Genomic DNA, 12,655 nt, shown 5'->3' with positions numbered 1-12,655 from the left:
TAATCTTGCCGCCAGCTGATGCCACGCGGTCGTGGCAAACATGAGGATAAAAATATGGCTACCACCACCCTTGGGGTCAAACTAGATGACCCGACCCGCGAGCGCCTCAAAGCCGCCGCGACTTCGATTGATCGCACGCCGCATTGGCTGATCAAGCAGGCAATTTTCAATTACCTGGAAAAACTCGAGGGTGGTGCAACCCTGACCGAGCTGAGTGGTTTGACCAAGGATTCCGACGAAGCCGTCGATGCGCCTCTGGATCACGCCCACCAGTGCTTCCTCGAATTCGCTGAAAGCATCCTGCCGCAATCGGTCCTGCGCGCCTCGATCACCGCCGCTTACCGTCGCCCTGAGCCGGAAGTGGTGCCGATGCTGATCGAACAGGCTCGCCTGCCGGTCGCCATGGCGGACGCTACCAACAAACTCGCTGCTTCGATTGCCGAAAAACTGCGCAATCAGAAGAGCGCCGGCGGCCGTGCCGGCATTGTTCAGGGTTTGCTGCAGGAATTTTCCTTGTCGTCCCAGGAAGGCGTGGCGCTGATGTGCCTGGCTGAAGCGCTGCTGCGTATCCCGGACAAAGGCACCCGCGACGCGCTGATTCGCGACAAAATCAGCACCGGCAACTGGCAGCCGCACTTGGGCAACAGCCCGTCGCTGTTCGTCAACGCCGCCACGTGGGGCTTGCTGCTGACCGGCAAACTGGTCGCCACCCATAACGAAACCGGCCTGACGTCGTCCCTGAGCCGCATCATCGGCAAGAGCGGCGAGCCGATGATCCGCAAGGGCGTCGACATGGCCATGCGCCTGATGGGCGAGCAGTTCGTGACCGGTGAAACCATCGCCGAAGCCCTGGCCAACGCGAGCAAGTTCGAAGCCAAGGGTTTCCGCTATTCCTACGACATGCTCGGCGAAGCGGCGCTCACCGAACACGACGCCCAGAAGTACCTGGCCTCGTACGAACAAGCCATCCACTCGATCGGCAAAGCGTCCCACGGTCGTGGGATTTATGAAGGCCCGGGCATTTCGATCAAGCTGTCCGCTTTGCATCCGCGTTACAGCCGCGCCCAGTACGAGCGCGTGATGGACGAGCTGTACCCGCGCTTGCTGTCGCTGACCCTGCTGGCCAAGCAATACGACATCGGCTTGAACATCGACGCCGAAGAAGCCGACCGCCTCGAGCTGTCGCTGGATCTGCTGGAGCGCCTGTGCTTCGAGCCGCAACTGACCGGCTGGAACGGCATCGGTTTCGTGATCCAGGCTTATCAGAAGCGTTGCCCGTACGTCATCGACTACGTGATCGACCTGGCTCGTCGCAGCCGTCATCGCTTGATGATCCGTCTGGTGAAAGGCGCGTACTGGGACAGCGAAATCAAGCGCGCCCAGGTCGAAGGCCTGGAAGGCTATCCGGTCTACACCCGCAAGGTGTACACCGACGTTTCCTACATCGCTTGCGCGCGCAAACTGCTGTCGGTGCCGGAAGTCATCTACCCGCAATTCGCCACGCACAACGCCCACACCCTGTCGGCCATTTACCACATCGCCGGTCAGAACTATTACCCCGGCCAGTACGAGTTCCAGTGCCTGCACGGCATGGGTGAGCCGTTGTACGAACAGGTTGTAGGCAAGGTTTCCGAAGGCAAGCTGAACCGTCCGTGCCGCGTGTACGCACCGGTCGGCACTCACGAAACACTGCTGGCGTATCTGGTACGTCGCCTGCTGGAAAACGGCGCGAACACTTCGTTCGTCAACCGCATCGCCGACCAGTCGATTTCCATTCAGGAGCTTGTGGCCGATCCAGTGGCCAGCATCGAGCAGATGGCGACGCTGGAAGGCGGCTTCGGCCTGCCGCACCCGCGTATCCCGCTGCCGCGTGATCTTTATGGCGCCGAGCGCGCCAACTCCAGCGGCATCGACATGGCCAACGAACATCGTCTGGCTTCGCTGTCCTGCGCACTGCTGGCCACTGCTCACAACCACTGGAAAGCCGCGCCGATGCTCGGTTGCGCCTCCAGCACTGAAACTCCTGCGCCAGTTCTGAACCCGTCCGATCTGCGTGACGTGGTCGGCCATGTGCAGGAAGCCACCGTCGAAGACGTCGACAACGCGATCCAGTGCGCCCTGAATGCCGCACCGATCTGGCAGGCCACCCCGCCCGCCGAACGTGCCGCGATTCTGGAACGTGCCGCTGATTTGATGGAAGGCGAAATCCAGCCGCTGATGGGTCTGCTGGCTCGCGAAGCCGGCAAGACGTTCGCCAACGCCATCGCCGAAGTGCGTGAAGCCGTGGACTTCCTGCGTTATTACGCGGTGCAGGCACGTAACGATTTCACCAACGACGCCCACCGCCCACTGGGTCCGGTGGTGTGCATCAGCCCGTGGAACTTCCCGCTGGCAATTTTCAGTGGCCAGGTGGCTGCTGCATTGGCTGCCGGCAACCCGGTATTGGCCAAGCCTGCGGAACAAACCCCGCTGGTAGCGGCTCAAGCCGTGCGCTTGTTGCTCGAAGCCGGGATTCCCGAAGGCGTGCTGCAACTGCTGCCGGGCCGCGGCGAAACCGTGGGCGCTCGTCTGGTCGGTGACGATCGGGTCAAAGGCGTGATGTTCACCGGTTCGACCGAAGTCGCTCGCTTGCTGCAACGCAACGTCGCCGGTCGTCTGGATGCACAAGGTCGCCCGATTCCGCTGATCGCTGAAACCGGCGGCCAGAACGCAATGATCGTCGACTCCTCGGCACTGACCGAACAGGTTGTGATCGACGTGGTGTCGTCCGCCTTCGACAGCGCCGGCCAACGTTGCTCGGCTCTGCGCGTCTTGTGCCTGCAGGAAGATTCCGCTGACCGTGTCATCGAAATGCTCAAGGGCGCGATGGCTGAATGCCGTCTCGGCAACCCGGAACGCCTGTCCGTGGACATCGGCCCGGTGATCGACGCCGAAGCCAAGGCGGGCATCGAGAAGCACATCCAGGCCATGCGCGACAAAGGTCGCAGCGTGTACCAGGTGGCCATCGCCAATACCGAAGAAGTCAAACGCGGCACCTTCGTGATGCCGACCTTGATCGAACTGGAAAGCTTCGACGAACTGCAACGGGAGATTTTCGGTCCGGTGCTGCACGTGGTTCGTTACAAGCGCAAAGACATCGATCAATTGATTGGTCAGATCAACGCTTCGGGTTACGGCCTGACGCTGGGTGTTCATACCCGGATTGACGAAACCATCGCCAAGGTAATCGACAACGTCCACGCCGGTAACGTCTACGTGAACCGCAACATCGTGGGTGCCGTGGTGGGCGTGCAGCCGTTCGGCGGCGAAGGCTTGTCGGGCACCGGTCCGAAGGCTGGCGGTCCGTTGTACCTGTACCGTCTGCTGTCGACGCGTCCTACCGATGCGATTGAACAGTCCTTCGCTCGCGGCGACGCGATCACAGCGCCGGATGTACGTCTGCGCGATGCCATGAGCAAACCGCTGACAGCCCTGAAAGCCTGGGCCGACAGCAACAAGTTCAGCGACCTGAGCACCCTGTGCGTGCAGTTCGCGGCGCAATCGCAAAGCGGCATCACCCGCGTTCTGGCAGGCCCGACCGGCGAGCGCAACAGCTACGCCATCCTGCCGCGTGAACACGTGCTGTGCCTGGCGGAAGTCGAAGGCGACCTGCTGACGCAACTGGCGGCGGTATTGGCGGTGGGCGGCTCGGCAGTTTGGCCGGACGCTGACATGACCAAGGCTTTGTTCGCACGTCTGCCGAAAGACATTCAGGCGAAGATCAAGCTGGTGTCCGACTGGACCAAGGACGAAGTGGTGTTTGATGCGGTTCTGCATCATGGCCATTCTGATCAGCTGCGTGCGGTGTGCCAGCAAGTCGCCAAGCGTGCCGGGGCGATTGTCGGGGTTCATGGCTTGTCCCAAGGCGAGACCAACATTGCGTTGGAGCGCCTGGTGATCGAGCGGGCGTTGAGCGTTAACACGGCTGCGGCGGGTGGTAATGCGAGCTTGATGACGATCGGTTAAACCGCTTCAAATCCAGGCAGCCGCAATGGACGCCTAGAATGCAGAACCCTTGTGGGAGCGGGCTTGCTCGCGAAAGCGGTGTGTCAGTCGACATCAACATTGACTGTCACGCTGAATTCGCGAGCAAGCCCGCTCCCACATTTGATTAGCAGTGCCCGCACCACACCATCACGCTCATCAATCATCCTGTTCAGCCTTTATTCCCACGCCTAGACTCGGCCCATTCCAAAAAAAGGTAGGCCGCCATGTCCGAGACGTTGCTCAGTTCCCGCAATCTGGCTTTCGAGCTGTATGAAGTCCTCGATGCAGAAGGCCTGACCCAGCGTGAGCGTTTTGCCGAACACAATCGCGAAACCTTCGAAGCTGCCATCGGCACCGCGCGCAACATCGCCGAGAAGTTCTTCGCGCCGCATAACCGCAAGAACGACGAGAACGAGCCGCGCTACGAAAACGGTCAGGCGATACTGATTCCGGAAGTGAAGCCGGCGGTGGATGCCTTCCTCGAAGCCGGTTTCCTCAACGCGGCACGCAGTTTCGACGCTGGCGGCATGCAACTTCCTACGTTGTTGTCGCAGGCTTGCTTTGCGCATTTTCAATCGGCCAACGCGGCATCGACTTCGTATCCGTTCCTGACCATGGGCGCGGCCAACCTGATCGAAAGCTTCGGCACCGATGAACAGAAGCAGCGCTTCCTGCAACCGATGATCGACGGTCGCTTCTTTGGCACCATGGCGTTGACCGAGCCGCACGCCGGTTCTTCGCTGTCGGATATTCGTACACGCGCCGAGCCTGCGTCTGACGGCACCTATCGTCTCAAGGGCAACAAGATTTTCATCTCGGGCGGCGACCATCCGCTGTCGGAAAACATCGTGCACATGGTGCTGGCCAAATTGCCGGACGCACCGGCCGGGGTGAAAGGTATTTCGCTGTTTATCGTGCCCAAGTTTCTGGTCAACGATGACGGCAGCCTCGGCCAGCGCAATGACGTGCTGCTGGCTGGGCTTTTCCACAAGATGGGTTGGCGCGGCACCACTTCCACCGCGCTGAATTTCGGCGATAACGGGGAGTGTGTCGGGTATCTGGTGGGCAAGCCGCACCACGGTTTGAGCTACATGTTCCAGATGATGAATGAGGCGCGGATCGGCGTCGGCATGGGCGCGGTGATGCTCGGTTACGCCGGCTATCTGTATTCGCTGGAGTACGCCCGTGAGCGTCCGCAGGGTCGGGTGCCAGACAGCAAGGACCCGAACACTGCGCCGGTGGCGATCATTCAGCACGCTGACGTCAAACGCATGTTGCTGACTCAGAAGGCTTACGTCGAAGGCTCGTTCGACCTTGGGTTGTATGCGGCGCGACTATTCGATGACACCACGACGCTGGAGACTGAAGACCAGCGCAAGCAGGCCCATGAGCTATTGGATTTGCTGACGCCGATCGTCAAATCCTGGCCGTCGGAGTTTTGCCTGAAGGCCAACGAACTGGCGATCCAGATTCTCGGCGGCCACGGCTATACCCGCGAATATCCGGTTGAGCAGTACTACCGCGACAACCGCCTGAACCCGATTCATGAGGGCACTCACGGCATTCAGTCGCTGGATTTGCTGGGACGCAAACTGGCGCAAAACGGAGGTGCCGGGCTCAAGCAATTGATCCGGCTGATCGCCGACACCGCCGAGCGCGCTCAGGCATACGAATCGCTGACGGCACTGCGTGAACCGCTGGAAAAACTGGTGGCTCGCCTGCAAGCGGTGACCATCGGTTTGCTCACCGACCTGGGTCAGGGCAAGGTCAACAGCAGCCTGGCGAATTCGGCGCTGTACCTGAAAGTGTTCGGGCACACGGTGATTGGCTGGCGCTGGCTGGAGCAGGCGATTCGTGCCGAGGAAGGGTTGGCCAAAGGCAATGCGGCGGATGTGAGCTTCTATAAAGGCAAGCTGCAGGCGGCGCGGTATTTCCTGACGTGGGAAGTACCGGGTTGCCACCATGAGTTGGCGATTCTTGAGGCGCGGGATGATGTGTGCCTTGGGATGCAGGATGAGTGGTTTTAACCCCTCACACTGATCGTTCCCACGCTCCGCGTGGGAATGCCTCAACGGACGCTCCGCGTTCGGCTCCGGAAGGGACGCGGAGCGTCCCGGGCTACATTCCCACGCAGAGCGTGGGAACGATCGGTCAGGTGAGTTTGAAACTGCTCATCTGCCGCGCCAGATCATCGGCCAACCGCTGCAACGTCTGGCAATCCTCACGGCAAGCCCTGACTTCGCCTGCCGTCGCCCGGGCCAGATCGGAAATCCCCTGAACGTTGCGGTTGATCTCTTCGGTCACCGCCGACTGCTCTTCCGTCGCCGTTGCCACCTGATGGTTCATGTCGCTGATGCGCTCGACCTGACCGGTAATCGCCGTCAACGACGCGCCGGTGCGCTGGCTCGACTCGACTCCAGTGCCTGTCGCTGCCTGCCCGGAATGCATGGATGAAACGGCATTCTCCGCACCCTGCTTGAGGCTGCCGATCATCTGCTGAATCTCATCGGTGGACGCCTGCGTCCGCCGTGCGAGCGTGCGCACTTCATCCGCCACCACCGCAAAACCACGCCCCATGTCACCGGCTCGCGCGGCTTCGATGGCCGCGTTCAGCGCCAGCAAATTGGTCTGCTCGGAAATCCCGCGAATCACCGCCAGCACCTGATCGATGGACGCTACCTGATTGGCCAACTCACCCACGGCACCCGCCGCAATACCGATTTCATTCGACATGCTTTCAATATGCCGGATCGACCCACCCACCACTTCCCGCGCCTGCATCGCTTCATCGCGAGCATTCTGCGAAGCGACGGCGGCATTACCCGCGTTCTGGGCGATTTCCTGCACGGTCAGGCCCATCTCATGGACAGCGGTGGCGACCATGTCGGTCATTTCCTGCTGGCGACCAGAGCGTTCGGCGGTGTTGTCCACCACTCGCGCCACTTGGCCGACGGCCGTGCGCAAACGCTCGCTGGTGGTCAGTACTTCGCCAATCATCTGGCGCTGACTGTCCAGGAATCGGTTGAAGCCTCGAGCCAGGTCACCCAGTTCGTCGGCGCGACTGGAATCTAACCGGTGAGTCAAATCTCCACCACCGCTACCGATGGCCACCAGCGCCGCTGTTACCTGACGAATCGGCCGCACCAACCCACGGGCCAGCAAGACCACCAACAGCAGGCATACCAGCGCCACTGCCAGACCGATGCCGCTGCTCATCCACATGGCGCGACGGGCTTCGGCGTAGATTTGCGCCTGTGGCACTTCGGCCACCAGGGTCCAGCCCAAGTCCCGCAACGGCAGGCTCAACGCCAGATAATCTTCGCCGTCGCGTACGAAGCTGCTGTTGGTGGCAACTGCTTTTGAGCCAGAAAGGTGGCCCATCACCGCTTGTGCGGCCGGCGCGCCGATTTGCTCGGCCAGTGTGCGTTTACCGCTGTATTGCGCTTCGGGATGAACCTGGATCAAACCGTCTGAACGCACGAGATAGACCTTGCCGCGCGCGCCGAAACTGAAGTTGTGGATCAGCTCCGACAGCTCTTTCATGCTCAGGCCAAGCCCGGCAACGCCCACGGTTTTACCGGCCTGCTCGACCTTGAGGTCGATGAACAGCGCCAATTCTCCGGTCGCGGTGTCATTGTCGATATTGAGGGTGCGCGGTTGGTTGCTGTCGAGAAACGAATAGAACCAGGCGTCTTTGGGGTTGGAACGGCTGAGGGTCCGGTCCAGGCCTTTTTCAGTGAAATAGTGGTTTGAAGCGGTGCCGACGATCAGCGCGGTGAACGCTTTGTGCTCGGCGCGGATGCCTTCCAGGTACTGCACGAACGCGTCTGTCCGGGCGCTGCTTTCACCCCCGGCCAACCAGTCGCGCACCATGCTGTTGCTGGCGATGTCCTTGGCGGCGGTGAGGGGCTGAACGAGGATACGCTCGATGTCGTTGCGCATCGCCTCAATGCTCGACGGCAACGCTTGTTCGACCAGGTAGCTCTGGGCGAGACGGTTGACCACCAGGGTATAAATGCCAATCACGATCAGGATACTGACCAGCAGGGCGGTGCCCATACTCAGGATCAACTGCCATTGAATACTGCGTCGCCAAAACTGCATGGAGCACCCCCAAAGAATAAGAGGCTGAAACACTGCAACAGCCGTGCCGATTGTATACAACGCAACCGACAATTTATTCTTTGGTTGTGCGCAAAGCCGATCAGGCCTGATTGATCGTCTTGGAGATCACTTCAACCGTGGCGCTGACTTGCTCTTGGTAACGGTCGAGTTCCTGCTTGTGCTGCTTTTTCATTTCGATCTGCTGAGAACACAGATTCATCGCGGCCAGCACCAGCAGGCGGTCACCGATCAGCGTCGGATACTTTCTTTTAGTGTCGGCCAGGGCAGCCTTCAACATCATCACGGCGTCCAGCAGGGTTTGCTCTTCCCCGGCCGGCGCCTTGATCGAATAGTCCTCCCCCAGGATCGAGACGACTTTTACCCCTGCGGCGCCGTAGCTCATGCGCTGACCGGGCCGGCGCTGACGCGCTCAACCAGGGCCTGGATGCGTGCGGCGGTGGCGCCTTGTTTCTCTTCCTGTTCCATCAGGTTCAGTTGCAGGCTCTCGTTTTCATCCTTGGCCTGGGCCAGTTCTGCACTCAGGGTTTGGTTGGTGGCGAGCAGGCTCTGGTTCTGTTGTACCAGGTCGCTGACCAGCTGTTCCAATTGGCTTAGGGATGCTTCCAACATTTTGATTTTCCGGCATTTTCAAAGGGCGCGTACGATAAAGAAAAGTCACCACGGATGCCAGGGATATTGGGGCGCAAGGCCTTGATTTTCCTGGCAGATGAGCTTCCTCGCGAACTTTAAAGACTGTGATTGGCGGATCTGGTTCCTGCACTTCGTCGCCGGGCGTGCCGTGCGACAAAACCGCGCAGCCACTCAAGACTTTAGTCGCATGACCGATAAGTCATCCATACGTCAGTCTCGGCACCGCACGGGTGCGCTCATTTCGGTAAACACCATGTCCCTTCGTAATATGAACATCGCACCGCGAGCGTTCCTCGGTTTCGCCCTGATTGGCGGTTTGATGCTGGTTTTGGGGGTGTTTGCCTTGAACCAGATGAGCAAGATTCGCGCAGCGGGCGTAGACATCGCCTCCACCAGTGTCCCGAGCATCAAGAGCCTGGACGAATTCACCCAACTGACCCTGCGCCTACGGGTGTTGTCCTACCGTTTACTGGTCAACCGCGAACCGGACGTGCAGCAGAAAACCTTCGAGCTGTTTGACTTGCGCAATCAGCAGATTCGCGATGCTCAGAAGGTCTACGAACCGCTGATCGACGGCCCCCAAGAACGCGCAGCTTACGATCAATACGTGCAACTGCTGGCGCAGTATCGCCAACTCGAAGACCGCATGAAGACACTCTCGCGCAATAACCAGGTCGATGAACTGCGCAAGATGCTCAACACCGAATTGCTCTCCAACTCAGAAGCCGTCAACTCCGCCCTCGCCAAGTTACTCGAGATCAATACGCAACAGGTTGACGCCACCAACACCCAGGCAGGTGACCAGTATTCGACATCCTTTAACCTGGTCATCACTTTGCTGGTGATCGCTGGCGGCCTGACCTTGCTGTTCGCCTGGTTGCTGACCAACAGCATCACCAAGCCCATCGCCAATGCCTTGAGCGCCGCCGAAGAAATCGCCGAAGGCAATCTGACTCGCCCGATCACCGTAGACGGCGAAGACGAAGCCGGTCGTTTGCTGTTAGCCATGTCGAAGATGCAGGACAAATTGCGCGACACCCTGCAACGGATTTCTGGGTCGGCCACACAGTTGGCCTCCGCCGCAGAAGAGTTGAACAGCGTCACCGACGAAAGCGCCCGCGGCCTGACTCAGCAGAACAACGAAATCGAACAGGCTGCCACCGCAGTCAACGAAATGACCAGCGCCGTGGAAGAAGTCGCCCGCAACGCCGTGAGCACCTCCGAAGCCTCGAAAAACGCCACCACCTCGGCCGGTGACGGTCGTGATCTGGTGCAGGAAACTGTCAGTGCCATCGAACGCATGAGCGCTGATGTGCAGAGCACGGCGACCTTGATCGGTGATCTGGCCAATGAATCCCGCGACATCGGCAAGGTTCTGGACGTGATCCGCGGCCTGGCGGATCAAACCAACCTGCTTGCGCTAAATGCGGCGATCGAAGCGGCGCGTGCCGGTGAGGCCGGTCGTGGATTTGCGGTGGTGGCGGACGAGGTTCGAGCACTGGCCCATCGCACCCAGCAGTCGACCAGTGAAATCGAGCGCATGATCGGCAGCATTCAGACCGGGACCGAACACGCGGTGAATTCGATGCGCAACAGCACCGAACGTGCCGAATCGACCTTGAACATTGCCCGTGGTGCCGGTTTGTCGCTGGACACGATCAATAGTGCCATCGTCGAGATCAATGAGCGCAACCTGGTGATCGCCAGCGCGGCTGAAGAGCAGGCGCAAGTGGCCCGGGAAGTGGACCGTAACCTGGTGAACATCCGGGATCTGTCGGTGCAGTCGGCGACCGGGGCGAACCAGACGAGCGCGGCGAGCAACGAACTGTCGCGGTTGGCGCTGGACCTGAACAACATGGTTGGGCGGTTTAGCCTTTAACGGTTACCTCCTTGAAGGATCGTTCCCACGCTCTGCGTGGGAATGCCTCAATGGACGCTCCGCGTCCGTATTGGGACGCGGAGCGTCCCGGGCTGCATTCCCACGCAGAGCGTGGGAACGATCACGCCCCCTGATATCCAATGCTGCAAAACCTTTTTGACAGCATCACATTTCAACAGGTTAGAATCGCTGGCACGCAGACTGCATGGTCAGTTTGTGTCCGTCTTTCAGCTTTCTGGAGTACTGCCTTTGAATGCGACGACCATCAACAGCCTGTTCTTGATCGGCGCGTTGCTGGTAGGTGCAAGCATTCTGGTGAGCTCACTTTCGTCCCGCCTTGGCATCCCGATTCTGGTGATTATCCTGGCCGTGGGCATGGCGGCCGGCGTCGACGGCGGCGGCATTATCTTTGATAACTATCCAACGGCTTATCTGGTCGGCAACCTCGCGTTGGCGGTGATTCTGCTCGACGGCGGATTGCGCACCCGGGTCGCGAGTTTCCGTGTGGCACTGTGGCCCGCGCTGTCGCTGGCCACCGTCGGGGTATTGATTACGACCGCACTGACCGGTCTGGTCGCGGCCTGGCTGTTCAACCTGAACATCATTCAGGGCTTGCTGATCGGCGCCATTGTCGGCTCGACGGACGCCGCGGCGGTGTTCTCGCTGCTGGGTGGCAAAGGCTTGAACGAACGGGTCACCGCCAGCCTCGAAATCGAATCCGGCAGCAACGACCCGATGGCGGTGTTTCTCACCGTCACCCTGATCGACATGCTCGCCAGCGGCCAGACCGGCTTGCACTGGAGCCTGTTGGGGCATTTCGTGCGTGAGTTCGGCATCGGCGCCATCATCGGCCTGGGCGGCGGCTGGGTCATGCTGCAATTGGTCAACCGGATCAATCTGGCCAACGGCCTCTACCCGATTCTGGTGATTGCCGGCGGTCTGGCGGTGTTCGCCCTGACCAACGCTCTGCACGGCAGCGGCTTCCTCGCCGTCTATCTCTGTGGCCTGGTCATCGGCAACCGTCCGGTGCGCAGTCGCCATGGCATCCTGCACATGCTCGACGGCATGGCCTGGCTGGCGCAGATTGGCATGTTCCTGGTGCTGGGGTTGCTGGTGACCCCGCATGACCTGCTGCCCATCGCCCTGCCCGCTCTTGGGCTGGCGCTGTGGATGATTCTGTTTGCGCGGCCGTTGTCGGTGCTGGTCGGCCTGCTGCCGTTCAAAGCCTTCCACGGACGCGAGAAAGCATTTATCTCCTGGGTCGGATTGCGCGGCGCGGTCCCGATCATTCTGGCGGTGTTCCCGCTGATGGCCGGGCTGCCCCATGCCCAGCTCTACTTCAACCTCGCCTTCTTTATTGTGCTGGTGTCCCTGCTGGTGCAAGGCACGAGCCTGCCGTGGGTGGCAAAACTGTTAAAAGTCACCGTCCCGCCGGAGCCGGCACCGATCTCCCGTTCTGCGCTGGAAGTGCATGTCACCAGCGAGTGGGAACTGTTCGTTTATCGCCTGGGCCCGGAAAAATGGTGCATCGGTTCGCCCCTTCGCGAGCTGAAAATGCCGGAAGGCACTCGCATCGCTGCACTGTTTCGTGGCCAGCAACTGCTCCATCCGTCGGGTAGTACGGTGCTTGAGGTCGATGATTTGCTCTGCGTTATCGGCCATGAACATAACCTTCCGGCGCTGGGAAAACTCTTCAGCCAGGCACCGCAACGCGGGCTGGATTTGCGTTTCTTCGGCGACTTCGTGCTCGAAGGAGACGCCCAGCTGGCCGCGGTTGCGGCCCTGTACGGGTTGAAAGTCGAAGGCATCGATCCGGACATGTCCCTGGGGCACTTCATCGCACAGAAAGTCGGTGGCGCACCCGTTGTCGGTGACCAGGTGGAGTGGAACAACACCATCTGGACCGTCGCGGTCATGGACGGGAACAAGATCGGCAAAGTGGGCGTCAGATTCCCCGAAGGAAGTCGCCCGGGTCCCGGCTTGTTCCTCTAAACT

At 60.3% G+C, this 12,655-nt stretch carries 7 protein-coding genes and 2 pseudogenes; 5 read left to right on the top strand and 4 right to left on the bottom strand.

What is annotated here, in order from left to right:
- Positions 1-54 precede the first annotated feature (54 nt).
- Positions 55-4,005, top strand: a complete 3,951-nt coding sequence (putA, locus tag K5K95_RS11090; protein WP_222589473.1) for a trifunctional transcriptional regulator/proline dehydrogenase/L-glutamate gamma-semialdehyde dehydrogenase — start codon at positions 55-57, stop codon at positions 4,003-4,005.
- A gap of 245 nt (positions 4,006-4,250) precedes the next feature.
- Complete coding sequence (locus K5K95_RS11085; RefSeq protein ID WP_222589472.1) at positions 4,251-6,053, top strand: acyl-CoA dehydrogenase; 1,803 nt, start codon at positions 4,251-4,253, stop codon at positions 6,051-6,053.
- Between the two features lie 124 nt (positions 6,054-6,177).
- On the opposite strand, the gene K5K95_RS33575 is transcribed toward K5K95_RS11085, so the two are convergent.
- The 4 genes and pseudogenes from K5K95_RS33575 to K5K95_RS11070 all read right to left on the bottom strand — a co-directional run bounded on the left by K5K95_RS33575 (position 6,178) and on the right by K5K95_RS11070 (position 8,760).
- Positions 6,178-6,885, bottom strand: coding sequence for a methyl-accepting chemotaxis protein (locus K5K95_RS33575; RefSeq protein WP_409999725.1), 708 nt, complete (start codon positions 6,883-6,885; stop codon positions 6,178-6,180).
- Between the two features lie 204 nt (positions 6,886-7,089).
- Positions 7,090-7,968: pseudogene (locus tag K5K95_RS33570) on the bottom strand (cache domain-containing protein); the annotation flags it as partial.
- A 262-nt stretch (positions 7,969-8,230) separates the two neighbouring features.
- The gene (locus K5K95_RS11075) at positions 8,231-8,533 is read right to left on the bottom strand and encodes a cell division protein ZapA (RefSeq protein ID WP_222589470.1); all 303 of its coding nucleotides are present in this window, start codon (positions 8,531-8,533) and stop codon (positions 8,231-8,233) included.
- On the bottom strand, positions 8,530-8,760 hold the full coding sequence (locus K5K95_RS11070; RefSeq protein ID WP_090176480.1) for a hypothetical protein: 231 nt from the start codon (positions 8,758-8,760) through the stop codon (positions 8,530-8,532). The genes K5K95_RS11075 and K5K95_RS11070 overlap by 4 nt, the downstream gene beginning before the upstream one ends.
- A gap of 97 nt (positions 8,761-8,857) precedes the next feature.
- On the opposite strand from K5K95_RS11070, the pseudogene K5K95_RS33565 reads away from it, so the two are divergent.
- The 3 genes and pseudogenes from K5K95_RS33565 to K5K95_RS11060 form a co-directional block, all read left to right on the top strand.
- A pseudogene (locus K5K95_RS33565) lies at positions 8,858-9,757 on the top strand (MCP four helix bundle domain-containing protein); the annotation flags it as partial.
- 30 nt (positions 9,758-9,787) lie between these two features.
- Positions 9,788-10,660 carry a methyl-accepting chemotaxis protein gene (locus tag K5K95_RS33560; protein WP_409999724.1) on the top strand — a complete coding sequence of 291 codons (873 nt, stop codon included), beginning with the start codon at positions 9,788-9,790 and terminating at the stop codon, positions 10,658-10,660.
- A gap of 249 nt (positions 10,661-10,909) precedes the next feature.
- On the top strand, positions 10,910-12,652 hold the full coding sequence (locus K5K95_RS11060; protein WP_222589468.1) for a potassium/proton antiporter: 1,743 nt from the start codon (positions 10,910-10,912) through the stop codon (positions 12,650-12,652).
- Positions 12,653-12,655: the final 3 nt, after the last annotated feature.

The sequence above is a fragment of the Pseudomonas sp. DR48 genome (assembly GCF_019823085.1).
Taxonomy (GTDB): Bacteria; Pseudomonadota; Gammaproteobacteria; order Pseudomonadales; family Pseudomonadaceae; genus Aquipseudomonas.
This window is presented reverse-complemented; position numbering and strand designations above follow the sequence as displayed.